This window comes from Bacillus sp. AFS040349, assembly GCF_002577655.1.
Taxonomy (GTDB): domain Bacteria; phylum Bacillota; class Bacilli; order Bacillales; family Bacillaceae; genus Metabacillus.
The window spans coordinates 1-15671 of the sequence record NZ_NUMC01000203.1 but is presented as its reverse complement, the minus strand read 5'-3'; the positions used below and the strand labels follow the sequence as shown (position 1 = coordinate 15671).

Sequence of the window (15671 nt, the reverse complement as noted above, 5' to 3'; positions counted from 1 at the left end):
GACTTTTTCAGTGGCCTCGAAAATCTGGGGGTTTTTCTGTGAAACAAAAGTGTGTGAAACAAGAAAAATCGGGTGGTGACAGGCACCAAAAACCAGATACTACCACTACTAAACAAATCAAGTAAGTACAAATCTTTGATATAATATGAGAATAAAATTACTAAAGGAATGGAAAAAACAATGAAACTACAAAGTTTAATATTACTATTTGCTCTTATTACTTTTCTTACTTCGTGTTCTAACGAAAGTTATCAGCATGCTATAGACCAAGGGATGAAAGAGCTTGGTCAAAAAAATTACCATCAGGCTGCCATTTACTTTGAACTTGCCTTAAATGAAAAAGCAGGTGATCGAGATGCAGCAAGCTACTTTGATCAGGCAACAAATATGGAACGAGCTAAAAAGGCTTATAAGGAAAAAGATTATGAGTCTGCTATTAAGTCGTTGGATGTTGTCATAAATGAACAAAATGGTTTAAAAACCGTTCAGGATGAAGCTGAAACACTAAGAAAACAAATAATGGAAGAAAATAATCAAACCTCCTCAGTTGAGGAGAAAATAACCTTTATTAACGAGTTATTGAAGAAAAATAATATTAGTGAAGCTGAAAAAGAGTTAAAACTTATACAAGCTACTATTTCCTCTAACGAAATTCTCAACGTCTATGAATCTAAAGTGAATGAATTGATAAAACAAGTTGAACTTGCTACAAGTGAAACAGATGAAAATGAACAACTTAGTAACAGTACTAATGAGAAAAATGAGAAAGAAAAGGAGAAGGAGAGGAAAAAAGAATCAAAGCAAAAATCTATTTCCTATCAGCATTATACAAATGAACGATATGGATTTTCCTTGAAAGTACCAAGCAACTTAAAGATGGCTCCTCCCCCAACTAATGGAGATGGCGTAAGGTTTTATAGCGAAGATTTTGAAGTTACTGCCTATGGTAACCATACGAATATTATAAGTGAAAACGAAACAATTGAAACTTACTACAATGAAGATCTGAACTCTATTCCAGTTAACATTGCTTATAAAAGACTAACAGCCAACTGGTATGTTCTTTCTTATGAACAAAATGGGATGATTACGTACAAAAAGTTTTTCTTTGGAAATGAAGTAGCAAATACGATTATAATGACGTACCCAGCAAGTGAACAAAGTAAGTATGGCAATACAGTTACACATATGATTGAATCATTTCGCTCTTCAGCTTATTAATAAAAAATGCTAAGCACTTTTTACGTGCTTAGCATTTTTTTATTTTAAGAAGCCCAAATTTCCATAGTCTTTACTTTTTGGCAGGAGCAACTGAAGCTTCTGGTGATGTTACTTTATCGTAGAACTCTACGTATTTGTCACGATCTTCACTATCACGATATGCCATAGCTACACGTGGATGTTCATTAAGAGCACCGGAAATCATGTAAGGGATGATATAGCCCCACTCCCATTTTTGTCGCATTTCTACCATGTGCTTTTCAATAACACCTAGAACCGGTTTTAGCTCATAGCTTGATTTTTTAACATGTGTTACAAGTAATTCCGTGTGACAATTACCTGCCGCACGGCCCATACCAAACACAGAAGCATCTAGGTAGCTTACTCCATTTCTCATAGCTGTTAACGTATTTGCAAATGCAAGCTGCATATTGTTGTGTGTATGAATACCAAACTGTTTATTAGGAAGCATAGACTTAAATTTCTTTACTTGATGTTCGATATCAAAAGGATCTAGGCTGCCAAAAGAATCTACAATATAAACAACATCAACCGGGCTATCTTTGACCATATCGAATGCCTCAATTAATTGATTCTCGGGAACACTTGATAAAGCCATAATATTAAGAGCTGTTTCATATCCTAGATCATGGAACATTTGAACAAGTTCCAACCCCTTGTCCACTTCACGAATGTAGCAAGCAATACGAATCATGTCTAATACACTTTCTTCTCGTGGTAAAACATCATTCGGATCTACTCTTCCGATATCAACAAGTGCTGAAAGCTTTGTGAATTTTTTCTGAGGAATCACTTCTTTTAAAAATTTGTCATCAAGAAATCTCCACGGATTCGGCTCGCTTGCTTTTAATAGCTTCGGGGAATTTTTGTAGCCAACTTCCATATATTCAACACCAGCTTCACTTAAGCCGTTATATAAGTCTTGAACGAACTCCACACTAAAATCCCAATTATTTACGAGTCCACCATCACGGATTGTACAGTCAATTATATGAGTGTGTTTTTCTGTAGTCATTGCTTCCTCCTGAATATGTAGAATATCTATTAATTTGACACATTGCTTAGTTGGTGTCAACTTATTTCGCAAAACTATTATAAATATTGTGAAAATAAGTCCTTTATGTTTCTTAGGATTAAATTAATGTTACCATAAGTATGAAGTTAGTCTTTATCTTTTAAGGAGAAATTTCATGCGTCCCTTTACAAAAAGAACGATCCATATAATAAAAAATATACCTAAAGGAAAAGTCATGACATATGGACAAATTGCACGGTTAGCTGGAAGCCCAAGAGCAGCTAGGCAAGTTGTTCGGATTTTTCATTCTATGAGTGAAAAACATCAACTTCCTTGGCATCGTGTTGTTAACGCAAAAGGAGAAATTGGCTTTAAGGATGAGGAAGCTTTTTACTCACAAAAGCTACTTCTTGAGAATGAAGGTGTTAGTTTTGATAAGCAAATAGATTTGGTTAAATATCAGTTTCATCCAATAGAAATAGATGTTGTTGATTTTCTATAATAGTAAGGCCCATTCCTAGTATAAAGGAATGGGCTTTTTAAGGTATGTTTATCGAATATGCATTTCGTTTGGATGCTTACCTTTACGACGGTTTTTGTTCAGTTCATGAATTGAATTCATTTCGTCTGATGTTAATTCAAAGTCAAATACGTTGAAGTTTTCTTCAATTCTTGATGGTGTAACTGATTTTGGAATAACAATCGTATTATTTTGTAAATGCCAGCGTAAAACAACTTGTGCTGGAGTTTTGCTGTGAGACTCGGCAATTTTAACAATTACATCATCTCTTAACACATCTCCACCCTGTTCAAGTGGACTCCAAGCCTCTACATAAATATTATGTTTTGCACAAAACTCTTTTAGCTCATTTTGTGCAAGATATGGATGACACTCGATTTGATTTAAAACTGGCACAACTTCACATTCATCTAATAGACGCTGTAAATGTTCAATTTCAAAATTACATACCCCAATAGCTTTTACTCGACCATCATGGTAAAGCTTTTCTAATGCTTTATATGTATCAACATATTGATCAAATTGAGGAGTTGGCCAATGAATCAAATAAAGGTCAACATAATCAAGGCCCAATCTTTCTAAACTTTCATCAAAAGCACGTAAAGTATTGTCGTAGCCTTGATCGCTATTCCAAACCTTTGTTGTGATGAACAATTCTTCACGTGGGATGGTTGAATCTTTAATTGCTTTTCCAACACCAGCTTCATTCTTGTATATCATAGCTGTGTCAATCGATCTATAACCAACTTCAAGAGCATTTGCTACAGCAGTTGTTGCTTGATCATCTGCAACCTGCCAAACACCGTATCCTAGTTGTGGCATTTTTAATCCATTATTTAATGTAACGAAATCCATCTACCATCACTCCTATATATGTTAGTTTAACCGTCAATCTAACTATACTAAATTTTCGCTAAGAATCAAAAGAATATACCTTACTTTGCCGGTTGAACCTTTACAGGGGCTTTTCTAACTAATCCAAAATAGGATAAGAAAGCTAAAAAACTTGCAGAAAAAATCACAATCCCCATAGGAATAGCATTGAATTCTCCAGCAATACCAACTAACGGCGCTGTTAACGATCCTAGTACAAATGGTAAAAGTCCAAGAAGCGCAGAAGCACTACCTGCTATATGACCTTGTGTATCCATCGCTAGTGCGAATGATGTTGTTGAAATAATCCCGATTGAAGCAACTAAAAAGAAAATAGGAATGGCAACAGCTATGATTGGCGCTTTTAAAAGCAGTGCTATTAGTAATAGTGCTCCTGCTGTGTTAGATAAAATTAATCCAATTTTTAAAAATGTTTTTTCAGAAATTATATCATTTAACCGTCCAACTGACTGACTTCCGATGATCAAAGCGATTCCGTTCACTCCAAATAAGAAGCTAAACTGCTGTGGAGTGACGCCATAAATATTTTGATAGACAAACGGAATACCAGATACGTAGGCAAAAATACCAGCGATGATAAACCCTTGTGTGAGAGCATAACCTGCGAATTGGCGATCCTTTAATAGAGAGCCAAAATTTTTGACCACCTGTTTAAAATTACTTGGAACACGTTTTTCCACCGGTAATGTTTCTTCAAGTTTCCATGATACAGTTAAGAATAAAATTAATCCTACACATGCTAAAACAAAAAATACACCCGTCCAGTTTGTAAAAGCCAAAATCCCACCACCTACAATTGGCGCAACGATTGGACCTAGATTACCAACTAACATTAGTAGAGCAAAAAACTTAGTCAATTCTTTTCCGCTATAAAGGTCCCGAACAACAGCTCGTGAAATAACAAGACCACCTGCTGCTGCAAAACCTTGGACAAATCTTGATGCAATAAACATATAAATGTTTGGAGATATTGCACAAGTTAGTGATGCAAGTAAATAAAGAATAATGAAAATAAGTAAGGGTTTTCGTCGACCTTGTACATCACTCATAGGACCAATAACCAATTGTCCTAGACCTAAACCTAATAAACATGTTGTTAAGCTAATTTGTACAAGAGATGCATTTGTATGATAATCCTCTACAATTGTAGGAAATGACGGCAAATACATATCAATCGTAAATGGACCCAATAGCCCCAATGACCCTAAAAGCAACCCCAGTTGTAAACGTTTTGAACCGGTTAAATTATTCATGATGTCTCTCCTTTCGGGTGCCTGTCACCACCCGATATTTGTCGTTTTTTTTGCCTTGACAACATTCAAAATGTTCTCCTGTAAAAACAAAAATTAAGAACCTGTATCTAATGCATACTAGTTCTTAAAGTGTATTTACTATAATTCTATTCCATTTAAGATTTCTCTAAGCTGAATGACTTCTTCTTTAGAAAGTGTAACGCCTTTCCCCATTTTGTCGTGTTGTTCATCCCAATCACGTATATCATATTTGGGATCGCGGCCATTCCAGCTAATAAGATTAAATTCCTTCTTCCACCCTTTCGCACCTTCGGATATTATGCCTAAATTTTGTTGAATGTCAAATTTTATATTTGCCATTTATGTGTCATCTCCTAAGTCTAATCTACTTGAAGATTATACCACTTTCATGCTAAATAAATACAATGAAAAACATTGCATATAGAAAGATCTCTATTTGGTTCCGTGAAACAAGAAAAAACGGGAAATGACAGCACTCTTTCCTAGTCAACTCTAAAAAAAAATGAACCTAATCCTCTAAAGGAAAGGTTCACATAATAAAAAAGTACGAATTTTAAAATAACCAATTAACAAAAAAGTACTATTCGTACAAATTACTCCTTATCAAACCACAATGGCTCTTTATCATCAACATCACCATTATAGTTTATCAAAATCTCATCTCCAGCTTGTATATCAGTATAAGCATAAAAATCAAAGGTATGATTATCGAAATTAATCTCATAAATCGCATTAGGTTCATATGAATGGTTAAATAGCATTCCATAACCTAGAAGGATAGCTGTGTGATTTATACCATATTCAAAAGCATAATCAGCAAGTAACGTTTTTTCTATATGTTGATGCTGATCATTTGGATAAGAAATGACAGGTGCTTCATGTAAAAGCTCGCCTTTTTTGATATTAGTTTTAGCAAATACTCCTCTATTAAATTCTCCATCACTGAGAGAAGATGTTTTTATTTCAATCATGTTCATCACCCACTCTCTTATAAAATGTCTTTCTAACTATAACATTAACTGAAACAATTTACTTATTTTTTAAATTAACTCTTAACAAAATCTTCTCCTTTCTCTTCCTTTTTCATTCTCTCTACAAATCCTTCTCCAAATTTAATTGAAAGTAATTGTCCATTTGATGCCCAGTTTTCTCTTTCATATTCATCGATTAAAACAGTTACCCATTCTTCTTTTACGTTTAGATGGTTGCTGCTTCCTTTGTTACTGATTCAACAAATTGTTATTTATGTTTTACCGATCTTCCTTCCGCTAACTTTACGGTTATAATAGGCATGATTTATCCTCCTAAATTAACTTATTTCAATTATTCCCTTAAACAGCTCGACCGCTGTTTCTATCACGTCGTCTCTGAAATCATATTCAACAGTATGGATAGGTGGATACTCTTCGCCATTTCCGATATAGAAAATAGCTCCTTTTGTTTCCTTTAAATAATGACCGAAATCCTCAGAAGCACGAAACGCCTGCTTCATTTCAGTAAGGTTAATTCCTTTGTTTTTACAAACAACTCGTATTTTATCTGAGCTCTCCTTATGATTAACCGTCTCAGGAAAAACATCGTTATAAGAAAAAATAGCCTTTAGACCATATTGCTTTGCAAGTGATAATGTTAGTCCTTCAAGATTATATTGCAGTTTATCCAAGTCTTCTTCGTATAGAGCACGAATTGTCAAAAGCAGCTCACCTTTGCTTGCTGATACCCCGAAGGCTTTTTCACCGATCTTAACATGTACCACAGTACAGAGAACCACACCTTTATTGTTCTCGGCAGATGTAAAGACATCGATTGTATCAATGATTTTTGCAATAGCAAAGGCAGGATTAATTCCATCTTCAGGCTGACTAGCATGTGCCGGAGTTCCTTCCATAAAAATTGTCATACCTTTAGATGCACAGTGAGCCGTTCCGTTTATAACATTCACCGTATTATGAGCCATTCCACTCATATTGTGATAAGCAAAGATCTCTTGGATCTTATTTTCCTTTATAAAAGAAATGCATTCTAACGCTCCATCTCCAGTTTCCTCAGCGTGTTGAAATAAGAAAAAGATATTTTTGTCTGCTCCTTTTTGATCTATTTCAAGAGCTAATCCAGCTAAAGATGCTGAATGACCGTCATGACCACATTTGTGAGATATACCGGGTGTCTGTGAGGCATGAGGAATTACAATCGTTTCTTCGATTGGAAGTGCATCAAAGTCTGCTCGAAATGCAATGTTTTCTCGATCTTGTCCTGCTCGGTATATAGCGTAAAACCACTTTCCTTTGTCAACGATTTCAAGGTTTGTATAACTTTTTAGAAACGAAATTAAATGTTGTTTTGTCCATACTTCATGGTTGGAAAGCTCTGGATGTTTATGTAATTCATGACGTAACTCTATAACTAATTCTAGATTTTCTCTCTCCATTTATTTCTTCCTCTATTTTTTTATTTATTTTAAGACTGTATAACCTATGAAATATCAGTGTTTCAGCTCCTTGTAATCTTCCTGTAATAAAATTGTAACACTATTCAATTTTTTTTGGACATAGGTATGAGTAAGACAAGAGTTCAAAAAATGATATTTACTAGGAGGACTAATTGTGAAAAAACTACTTTTTTTACTAGCATTCCTGACCACTCTGTTTGTAGCTGCACCTACCTTTGCACATACGGTTGAAAAAGGTGACACGATGTCGGAAATCGCACGTAAGAATGGACTATCATTAAATCAACTAGCAAAAGCAAACCCACATGTTAAAAACATTGATTTAATTTATGTTGGCCAACAAATTAATACAACAATTAATAAAACTATTCATACTTCGGATAAGCCAAGTGTAAAGACACTATCAAATAAAACAAATAATACCACTCAAGTTAGTAGAGAAAATGATCGCTCTAAAAAGATTAGCCTTTCAGAAGCTGAAATAGATTTATTAGCAAGAATTGTACGAGCTGAAGCTCAAACAGAATCGTTTGAAGGTAAAGTAGCAGTTGCAAGTGTTGTGTTAAATCGAGTTGACAGCCCAAAATTCCCTGATACAGTTAGAGAAGTGATCTATCAGCGTAATCAATTTCAGCCAGTTGCAAATGGACAGATTAATAAACCAGCAGATGAAGAGTCTAGAAAAGCTGTTTTTGCTGCCCTATCTGATATGAGAGCTATAGCAAAAGATGCCTTATTCTTTTATAATCCGGATATTGCCCAGAGTAGATGGCTTGATTCAAGAGAAACAACAGTACAAATTGGACAACATGTGTTTAAAAAATAATCTTCATTTTATATTAATTATTCAATTATCTTACTGTTAGTAATTACTAACATTTACATAGATGAAAAGGGGTTCAGAATGAAATCATTCTGGACCCCTTTTTAATGCATATTAGATTTTCATAATACCGCCGGTACTAGCAGATGTGACAAGTTTGGAATAACGAGCTAGATAGCCTTTTTTCACTTTTGGTTCAAAGCCTTTCCAGTTACCTTTACGTTTTTCCCACTCTTCATCATCTACTTGAACATCCATTGTACGGTTTTCAATATCAATTACGATGTGGTCACCATTTTCAACGAATGCTAGTGGACCGCCTTCTGCCGCTTCAGGTGAAGCATGTCCGATCGACAATCCACGAGAAGCTCCTGAGAAACGACCATCTGTTACAAGTGCAACTTTTGGTCCAAGTCCCATACCAACAATCATTGAAGTTGGAGAAAGCATTTCCGGCATACCAGGTCCACCTTTTGGTCCCTCGTAACGAATGATTACAACATGTCCTTCTTTTACTTTACCATTTACAATTCCATTGATTGCCTCTTCTTGTGATTCAAACACAATTGCAGGTCCTTCATGGCTAGTAATTCCATTTTGTACACCACCTGTTTTAATGATGGCACCGTCTGGAGCAAGGTTTCCGAATAAAACAGCAAGTCCACCTTTTTCAGTATGCGGATTGTCAATAGGACGGATCACCTCATGGTCTTTTATTTCACAGCCAGCGATGTTCTCCCCAAGGGTTTTGCCCGTAACAGTTAAAGTATCAAGATGAAGAGCTCCTTCTTTCTTAGAAAGCTCATACAATGCAGCAGATACACCACCAGCTTCATGTAAATCCTCAATATGATGATCTGATGCAGGGGCAAGCTTAGATAAATGCGGAACACGGGCTGCCACTTCATTAATACGTTGAATTGGGTATTCAATTTCCGCTTCATGTGCTAAAGCTAACGTGTGAAGAACCGTGTTTGTTGATCCACCTAATGCCATATCAAGTGCAAAAGCATTATCAATTGCTTTTTCTGTTACGATATCTCTAGGCTTAATATCGTCTTTAATAAGATTCATTAATTGTTTTGCAGAACGTTTTACAAACTCTCTACGCTCGGGCGCCACGGCTAAAATCGTTCCGTTACCAGGAAGAGCTAATCCAAGTGCTTCAGCTAAACAGTTCATAGAGTTCGCTGTAAACATACCTGAACAAGAACCGCATGTTGGGCAGCCAAATTGCTCAAGCTCTGTTAAACCTTTTTCATCTAGTTTACCAGATTGGTAGGCACCTACTCCTTCAAATACTGATGAAAGTGAGATTTTTTTACCATCACTTGTAACACCAGCCTTCATCGGGCCACCACTTACAAATACTGTAGGGATATTAAGACGTAATGCTGCCATCATCATCCCTGGTGTGATTTTGTCACAGTTTGGAATACAAACCATTCCATCGAACCAATGTGCTGAAACAACAGTTTCAATAGAATCTGCAATAATTTCACGGCTTGGTAAGGAATAGCGCATCCCAATATGTCCCATCGCAATTCCATCATCTACACCGATTGTATTAAATTCAAATGGTACTCCACCCGCTTCTCGAATAGCTTCTTTTACAATTTTACCGAATTCTTGTAAATGTACGTGTCCAGGTACAATATCAATATATGAATTACAAACCGCAATAAACGGTTTATCAAAATCCTCTTCTTTTACACCTGCCGCACGAAGTAAGCTACGATGCGGTGCACGATCAAATCCTTTTTTAATCATATTACTACGTAAATCCATCATTCCAATCTCCCTTCTCTTGACGTAATTAAAGAATGATAGTAATAGGTTACTTCTAATTGACTAAATAATCAATATATTTCTTCTTATTTGAATAATTATTATACTAATTTATTTTAAAAAGAGATAAAGAATGGAAGTTTGTAGTAAATTAACCTCTTACTTTTCATTAAATATTATTTTTATATTTTAAAAATAAATAGTACTACCTTACATGGTTATAACAACTTTTCCCTGCGCGTGTCCTTCAGCAAAATAGGTTAAAGCCTGTCGTATTTCACTTAATTCAAATTGTTTATCAATCACTGCTTTTACCTTACCAGATTCTATTAAATCTTTTATAAATATCAGATCTTTTCGATTAGCTCTTTGCAAAAAGACATTCATTTTCTTTTTTTCTGTAAAAGATATCCAGCCTCCCTGTAAAGCTGTTTGATACATTTGAGATTCAGCCCCACCAATGTGAACAAAGATTCCATGATGTTTTAATGCTCGCTTATAAACAGGTTGATGACCGTTTACCCCGATGATCAGATCAAAATACTCCCTGTATTTATCAATACCTTCATTTTTATAATAATCCCTAAATACCTCATCTCCTGGTTTAAACTGAGCTACTTTTGAACCCACAGCTTCAACACAACCTGCGATGTCACCACCTGGAATTGGATGTTTGGGCTTTAATACTCCATAAAACAATCGAGTGATGTACGGTTTTCCTTTTAAAAGGACAAGATTCCCAAAATTAACCGAAGCTGCATGTATTTTCACCAGAACTTGATGGTCATTAGGGATGGGGTTATCAACTTCTTCTAGGTTTAAAACCTCTGGTAAACCGTATTTGTACTGAACAATTGCTTTCATAATGTATTCCTCCCATTGGAATATCAGCTTGTAATATTGCTCAGTAATAAATATGGAAGAAAGTAAAGAAAAGACCTATTGCAAATAAATTTACAAGACTCAGTTGAGTAAAAATTAAAAAAACACCCCGCAGGATGTTATTTTGTTAATAGATTGTATTCATCTTCTAACTCATCTAACGATATTTCATTTGAAGCACACTTAACTGCAGCGTTTACAATTTGATCAAAGCTTTCAGATGAATTGATTTCTAATAAAAAATGCCGTTCAACTTTTTCTAATTCCTCTTGCTGTCTCAACAATTCCTCATCTTTTCCTTCATAATCTGGAGCACTCAATGTTTCAAGATTTTGTTTAATAATTTGAACATAGTGCTTTAACTCATCCATCTATTTTGACTCCTTTAAAGGTTTATTATTTTGTTGTATTGTGATGATTTCGTTTCGCTCTCCTCCATCGGAAAGCTCTTCTGAAAATTCGTGTTCATTAGTTGGTCTATACTCTTCTTTTGTATGTTTTGTTTCTTTCATAATAATTCTCCTTTCTTTTTATTTTTAGTATGTAACGAACTAAAAATATCCATCCAGACAAATCAATTAGGACAATAAAAAGAAGTACACTCTTTACACATAGGCATATGATAATGATGTGAATTTATTGAAAGGGTTGAGAAAAATGTATGAACCTTATCCTTATTACCACTCTGGATTTTTAACAAGAAATGTTCAAGAATACAATTATCAGGTAATGTCGATTCTCCTAGATGAAATTAAAAAAGGTGCTTCAACAATTGACCTTTATATGAGGTTGGCAAAATCAGCTACAGATGAAAACCACAGAAATGACATTCTTTATGCGTTAGAAGGAAAAAAAGCATCCACCAATCAACTCACCAATTTGTATATAAACCTTACTGGAACAAAGCCTCTTTATCAAATTGTTGAAATTCCTTTTCTAAGTTACGAAGAAGGATTGGAAAAGGCTTTTGAAGCTGAAGGTTATTTCGAAGATCGAAATCATTCTTTACTTAATCAAGATCCTATTATGCAGAATATCTTATGGTTGAAGACAAATGCTCAGCAAGTAAATGCACAAATATTCCGGAATTTACTTGAAGACCGTGCGAATCAGAGAAAAGATTATGGCAGAAACCCCTATGTTGTTGATATTGAGAAGGTCACAAAACAAAACAAAACATTTCGTACGTCAATATGGACAGGTAACAAACTTCAAGTCACATTAATGAGTATTGATGTTGGAGATAGCATTGGATTAGAAAATCATCCGAATACAGATCAATTCTTGAGAATTGAAGAAGGTCAAGGACTTGTCCAAATGGGTGACAGAAAAGATCGATTGGATTATGTAAGAAAAGTATCTGATGATTTTGCGATAATGGTACCAGCCGGAAAATGGCATAATCTCACAAATACGGGAAATAAACCTCTTAAGCTTTACTCGATTTACGCACCACCAGAGCATCCGTTTGGAACAGTGCATAGAACGAAAGCCGAAGCAATGGCTGCTGAAGAAAGTAGAAATTTCTAAATCCGTTCAATAAAAAAGGATGGGAAAAATGAGAACATCATGTTCTCTTTTCCCATCCTTTTCTATATCTATAGGTTTGTGATTAAAATCATGTTTCGCTAATAATAGATTTATTCTATTTATGCAATTACAACGATTTTACAGCATTCACGCACAACAAAAACAGTCTTTTCTATGTATACTCTATACTTTCAAAAAAGACTGCTTATCTATTTTTTTACATTTTGTTAACAGGTGTTACAACAGCATATAAGTTATCTGATGTATTGGAAATATTTACTTCAATAACTTTGTATCCATTTCCTCCGTCTTTGTAGTCATTCTTAATAGAAATAGTTGTTTGTTGATTGTTCATGTTAAACTTTCCTTCCTATGTTAAATTTCTCACACAGAAGTTAATATATGACGGAGGTTAGAAAATGTGTCATATATTTATCATGATTTTAAAATTTTTTCTTGTTTTTACTACTCACATAACTTATTTCTAGGACCTCTCTTCTACCCTTTTTTTCTATAATAGATTAAAAACTCTTCCATCATATCAGTTACTTCCTTCTTCTTTAGTTTCCTTAACCATTCAACTTTATCAATTGGAAGCTTCAATTTTAAAGTGATATCTTCAAGAGGCATTTCCACTTTTCTTATCTCTTCTAACGTGATTCCCTCTTCAATATCCGGAAACGAGGAATTGCTTTCGTTCAAAATTGAAAGACCTTTATATTCATCAAAATCATCGATGTCACAAAAAATATGTAATTGTGGTAACCTCCCTTGCATAACGGTCACACTCATAATCGAATTTATCATTCTTCCATCTTCTAATTCTATTTCAACAATAAGATTGTCAACATGTTTATATTTACTGGCGACTATTTCACTAACAATGATGTTTACTTCAAGTGTAACCGTTGTATTAGTTTCAAAAAGATAAATGGCACTATTAAAAACGCGGATTTCCTCTCCGTCCAATATCACTGATTTTACCTTTTCCATCCTCTGCTCCTCCATTATGTCGTCCATTATATTTCTTCTTAAAATTATTATAAACTAAGAGTTTTTGAGTTGTTATAGAAAAAACAGTAATCAATAAATATAAAAAAAGATGAAACTATTTAAAGAGAATCGCGTACTAGTAAATGGGTATAGTTTCCAAGGAAGTGAGGAGAAAAAATGACGGTGTTAGAGGTAAAGCAGTTGAAAAAATCATTTGGTTCTGTTCATGCCGTTCAAGACATTAGCTTTTCGGTTCAAGCTGGTGAAGTATTCACCATTATTGGTCCAAACGGTGCGGGCAAAACAACAACATTAGAAATGATTGAAGGCTTGGTAATTCCTGATTCAGGTGAAATTATGTATGGGGAACTAAACTGGGAAAAGAACGGAACAGAGATTAAAAAGAAAATTGGTGTACAGCCGCAGTCAAGTGCAATGTTTGATTTGTTAACACCTGAGGAAAATCTTAGTCTTTTTGCTACTTTTTATGACAAGGCCCGCCCTACAAAAGAAATTTTAGATCTTGTTAATCTTACTGAGCACCGCAAAAATCATGTAAAAAAGCTTTCTGGTGGACAGCGTCAACGTCTAGCGATTGGCCTTGCGATGATAAGTGATCCTGACATCATCTTTCTGGATGAACCAACAACAGGCCTAGATCCACAAGCAAGGAGAAATATTTGGGATATTATTTTACAGCTTAAACAACTTGGTAAAACAACCATTTTAACAACTCATTATATGGAAGAAGCTGAAAAATTAAGTGACAGAGTTTGCATTGTTGATCAAGGACGAGTTATTACATTAGACACACCATCTGCCCTTATCGAAAAGTTAACAAAAGAAAGAGAAGTAAGATTATCGTTTGTTGACGGTGAAGAAGCTGCTATAGAAGCAAATACATTTTCACAAAATCTTCAGTCAGTTTCTCGTACTGAACGTGAAGATTCATCATTAAGGATATGGACAGCAAATCCAGAAGATACACTTTATGACTTATTCGCATTTACAAAAGAAAAGAATTATCGAGTTGAACAGGTCTCCATTCGTGAAATGAGTTTAGAAGATGTATTTATTGAATTCACTGGCAAGGAATGGAGGGATTAGGATGAATCAATTCAAACAAATGTTTATTGCACAATTAAAATTAACATTTCGAGAAAAACAATCATGGTTTTGGGGCATCTTTTTTCCTGTTATTTTAATGGTTATCTTTATGTCTATTTTCAGTGGTAGCTCTGATAACGAATTTTCAGCAAATGTTGCAATTGTGAATGAAAATCCTAATCCCACGTCAAACATGATGCTTGAGCAAATACTTAAGCTAGATGTACTTGAGCTTGAAACAGAAGACCCTGTAACACGAGAAGAAGCTGACAAATTGGTAAAAAATCAAGAAGTGGATGCAGCGATTGTCCTACCAGAATCAATTGATGCCTCTTCCCTACGACTTGTTGTTAACAAAGAAGATGAACAAGGAGCAACAGCACAAGCACTTACAGGTATGCTAAATCAATTTGTTCAACAAACAAACCTAGTAGCTTCAGGTGTAACACCTTCTTTTGAATTACAAACAGAAGCCATTTCATCAGGTAATGCTGAATTAAGTTACACAGATTTTCTACTTACTGGAATGATTGCATTGGCAATTGCACAAGGTGGAATGTTTGGGATGGTTGGATTAGTGGAGATGCGTAGCAAAGGCTTAATCAAACGACTACAAATGACTCCGGCTAATATGAACCTTTTTGGTTTAAGCGATATGGTCATGAGGGTATTATTCAGTGTTGTTCAGATTATTCTCTTATCGCTCATTGGAGTATATATTTTTGGTGCAAACTTGTTTATCAATTTTCCAACTCTGTTAATTGTCTTTTTACTCGGTACCCTATCGTTTACAGCTGTTGGTTATTTTATCTCTTCCTTCAGCAAAACTACAGAAGCTTATATGGGTGTAGCCAATATTGCAAACTTTCTCATGATGTTTTTAAGTGGCGTTTTTTTCCCAATCGAAACGATGCCGGAGTGGATCCGCCCAATCTCAAATGTTCTGCCTCTCACCTACTTTGTTGAAGGCTTAAGAGAGAGTATGGTTTATGAAACCAGTCTCTTTACTGCTTCTATTTGGGCAGGAATAGCTATTATGGTTCTTTGGGGAGTTGTTACGTTTGTGATTGGGTCATTATTGTATAAACGGAAGTCGATTGTGGCTGTGAGGTAGGTACTTAATATGAAACCAGTTAAAAAAGAGGGTGACTCAA

General features: G+C 34.9%; 18 protein-coding genes. 6 read left to right on the top strand and 12 right to left on the bottom strand.

Going from position 1 to position 15671, the window contains the following annotated elements; all coding sequences use genetic code 11:
• Window positions 1-180: 180 nt before the first annotated feature.
• Window positions 181-1221 (top strand): outer membrane protein assembly factor BamD, encoded by a 1041-nt coding sequence (locus COD11_RS26225; protein WP_098799797.1) that lies wholly within the window; start codon window positions 181-183, stop codon window positions 1219-1221.
• Window positions 1222-1291: 70 nt separating this feature from the next.
• On the opposite strand, the gene COD11_RS26220 is transcribed toward COD11_RS26225, so the two are convergent.
• Window positions 1292-2257, bottom strand: a complete 966-nt coding sequence (locus tag COD11_RS26220; protein WP_098799796.1) for an aldolase catalytic domain-containing protein — start codon at window positions 2255-2257, stop codon at window positions 1292-1294.
• Window positions 2258-2432: 175 nt separating this feature from the next.
• Here COD11_RS26220 and COD11_RS26215 point away from each other — a divergent pair, with 175 nt between their 5' ends.
• Complete coding sequence (locus tag COD11_RS26215) at window positions 2433-2759, top strand: MGMT family protein (protein ID WP_098799795.1); 327 nt, start codon at window positions 2433-2435, stop codon at window positions 2757-2759.
• A 48-nt stretch (window positions 2760-2807) separates the two neighbouring features.
• Here COD11_RS26215 and COD11_RS26210 read toward each other — a convergent pair whose 3' ends face one another.
• The 5 genes from COD11_RS26210 to COD11_RS26185 form a co-directional block, all read right to left on the bottom strand.
• Window positions 2808-3632, bottom strand: a complete 825-nt coding sequence (locus COD11_RS26210; protein WP_098799794.1) for an aldo/keto reductase — start codon at window positions 3630-3632, stop codon at window positions 2808-2810.
• A gap of 80 nt (window positions 3633-3712) precedes the next feature.
• Complete coding sequence (locus COD11_RS26205; RefSeq protein ID WP_098799793.1) at window positions 3713-4924, bottom strand: Bcr/CflA family multidrug efflux MFS transporter; 1212 nt, start codon at window positions 4922-4924, stop codon at window positions 3713-3715.
• A 138-nt stretch (window positions 4925-5062) separates the two neighbouring features.
• Window positions 5063-5284 carry a YdbC family protein gene (locus COD11_RS26200; protein ID WP_098799792.1) on the bottom strand — a complete coding sequence of 74 codons (222 nt, stop codon included), beginning with the start codon at window positions 5282-5284 and terminating at the stop codon, window positions 5063-5065.
• Between the two features lie 254 nt (window positions 5285-5538).
• On the bottom strand, window positions 5539-5916 hold the full coding sequence (locus tag COD11_RS26195) for an SET domain-containing protein (RefSeq protein WP_098799799.1): 378 nt from the start codon (window positions 5914-5916) through the stop codon (window positions 5539-5541).
• 338 nt (window positions 5917-6254) lie between these two features.
• Window positions 6255-7373 (bottom strand): amidohydrolase, encoded by a 1119-nt coding sequence (locus COD11_RS26185; protein WP_098799791.1) that lies wholly within the window; start codon window positions 7371-7373, stop codon window positions 6255-6257.
• A 175-nt stretch (window positions 7374-7548) separates the two neighbouring features.
• Here COD11_RS26185 and COD11_RS26180 point away from each other — a divergent pair, with 175 nt between their 5' ends.
• Window positions 7549-8220 carry a cell wall hydrolase gene (locus COD11_RS26180; protein WP_098799790.1) on the top strand — a complete coding sequence of 224 codons (672 nt, stop codon included), beginning with the start codon at window positions 7549-7551 and terminating at the stop codon, window positions 8218-8220.
• Between the two features lie 111 nt (window positions 8221-8331).
• On the opposite strand, the gene ilvD is transcribed toward COD11_RS26180, so the two are convergent.
• The 4 genes from ilvD to COD11_RS27225 all read right to left on the bottom strand — a co-directional run bounded on the left by ilvD (window position 8332) and on the right by COD11_RS27225 (window position 11399).
• Window positions 8332-10008, bottom strand: coding sequence for a dihydroxy-acid dehydratase (gene ilvD, locus COD11_RS26175; protein WP_098799789.1), 1677 nt, complete (start codon window positions 10006-10008; stop codon window positions 8332-8334).
• Window positions 10009-10215: 207 nt separating this feature from the next.
• Entirely contained in the window at window positions 10216-10869 is a 654-nt protein-coding gene (locus COD11_RS26170) for a zinc-binding dehydrogenase (protein ID WP_098799788.1), read from the bottom strand.
• A gap of 137 nt (window positions 10870-11006) precedes the next feature.
• Window positions 11007-11258 carry a YnfE family protein gene (locus tag COD11_RS26165; protein WP_098799787.1) on the bottom strand — a complete coding sequence of 84 codons (252 nt, stop codon included), beginning with the start codon at window positions 11256-11258 and terminating at the stop codon, window positions 11007-11009.
• Entirely contained in the window at window positions 11259-11399 is a 141-nt protein-coding gene (locus COD11_RS27225) for a hypothetical protein (RefSeq protein ID WP_176551261.1), read from the bottom strand.
• 145 nt (window positions 11400-11544) lie between these two features.
• Between COD11_RS27225 and COD11_RS26160 the strand changes: the two genes are divergently transcribed.
• Window positions 11545-12417 carry a cupin domain-containing protein gene (locus tag COD11_RS26160; protein WP_098799786.1) on the top strand — a complete coding sequence of 291 codons (873 nt, stop codon included), beginning with the start codon at window positions 11545-11547 and terminating at the stop codon, window positions 12415-12417.
• 217 nt (window positions 12418-12634) lie between these two features.
• Here COD11_RS26160 and COD11_RS27220 read toward each other — a convergent pair whose 3' ends face one another.
• Together COD11_RS27220 and COD11_RS26155 are read right to left on the bottom strand one after the other, a co-directional pair.
• Window positions 12635-12772: a hypothetical protein gene (locus tag COD11_RS27220; RefSeq protein ID WP_162987311.1), complete on the bottom strand. Its 138-nt coding sequence runs from the start codon at window positions 12770-12772 to the stop codon at window positions 12635-12637.
• 143 nt (window positions 12773-12915) lie between these two features.
• Window positions 12916-13410: a hypothetical protein gene (locus COD11_RS26155; RefSeq protein ID WP_098799785.1), complete on the bottom strand. Its 495-nt coding sequence runs from the start codon at window positions 13408-13410 to the stop codon at window positions 12916-12918.
• A gap of 177 nt (window positions 13411-13587) precedes the next feature.
• Between COD11_RS26155 and COD11_RS26150 the strand changes: the two genes are divergently transcribed.
• Complete coding sequence (locus COD11_RS26150) at window positions 13588-14517, top strand: ABC transporter ATP-binding protein (RefSeq protein WP_098799784.1); 930 nt, start codon at window positions 13588-13590, stop codon at window positions 14515-14517.
• A 1-nt stretch (window position 14518) separates the two neighbouring features.
• On the top strand, window positions 14519-15631 hold the full coding sequence (locus COD11_RS26145; protein ID WP_231309514.1) for an ABC transporter permease: 1113 nt from the start codon (window positions 14519-14521) through the stop codon (window positions 15629-15631).
• Window positions 15632-15671 lie beyond the last annotated feature (40 nt).

Excerpts from the sequence above, each read along its gene's own strand:
- COD11_RS27225 (WP_176551261.1), bottom strand. The coding sequence starts at position 11,399 with ATGAAAGAAACAAAACATACAAAAGAAGAGTATAGACCAACTAATGAA.
- COD11_RS26155 (WP_098799785.1), bottom strand. The coding sequence starts at position 13,410 with ATGGAAAAGGTAAAATCAGTGATATTGGACGGAGAGGAAATCCGCGTT.
- COD11_RS26150 (WP_098799784.1), top strand. The coding sequence starts at position 13,588 with ATGACGGTGTTAGAGGTAAAGCAGTTGAAAAAATCATTTGGTTCTGTT.
- COD11_RS26195 (WP_098799799.1), bottom strand. The coding sequence starts at position 5,916 with ATGATTGAAATAAAAACATCTTCTCTCAGTGATGGAGAATTTAATAGA.
- COD11_RS26160 (WP_098799786.1), top strand. The coding sequence starts at position 11,545 with ATGTATGAACCTTATCCTTATTACCACTCTGGATTTTTAACAAGAAAT.
- COD11_RS26200 (WP_098799792.1), bottom strand. The coding sequence starts at position 5,284 with ATGGCAAATATAAAATTTGACATTCAACAAAATTTAGGCATAATATCC.
- COD11_RS26220 (WP_098799796.1), bottom strand. The coding sequence starts at position 2,257 with ATGACTACAGAAAAACACACTCATATAATTGACTGTACAATCCGTGAT.
- COD11_RS26215 (WP_098799795.1), top strand. The coding sequence starts at position 2,433 with ATGCGTCCCTTTACAAAAAGAACGATCCATATAATAAAAAATATACCT.
- COD11_RS26210 (WP_098799794.1), bottom strand. The coding sequence starts at position 3,632 with ATGGATTTCGTTACATTAAATAATGGATTAAAAATGCCACAACTAGGA.
- COD11_RS26170 (WP_098799788.1), bottom strand. The coding sequence starts at position 10,869 with ATGAAAGCAATTGTTCAGTACAAATACGGTTTACCAGAGGTTTTAAAC.
- COD11_RS27220 (WP_162987311.1), bottom strand. The coding sequence starts at position 12,772 with ATGAACAATCAACAAACAACTATTTCTATTAAGAATGACTACAAAGAC.
- COD11_RS26185 (WP_098799791.1), bottom strand. The coding sequence starts at position 7,373 with ATGGAGAGAGAAAATCTAGAATTAGTTATAGAGTTACGTCATGAATTA.
- ilvD (WP_098799789.1), bottom strand. The coding sequence starts at position 10,008 with ATGATGGATTTACGTAGTAATATGATTAAAAAAGGATTTGATCGTGCA.
- COD11_RS26145 (WP_231309514.1), top strand. The coding sequence starts at position 14,519 with ATGAATCAATTCAAACAAATGTTTATTGCACAATTAAAATTAACATTT.
- COD11_RS26205 (WP_098799793.1), bottom strand. The coding sequence starts at position 4,924 with ATGAATAATTTAACCGGTTCAAAACGTTTACAACTGGGGTTGCTTTTA.
- COD11_RS26225 (WP_098799797.1), top strand. The coding sequence starts at position 181 with ATGAAACTACAAAGTTTAATATTACTATTTGCTCTTATTACTTTTCTT.
- COD11_RS26165 (WP_098799787.1), bottom strand. The coding sequence starts at position 11,258 with ATGGATGAGTTAAAGCACTATGTTCAAATTATTAAACAAAATCTTGAA.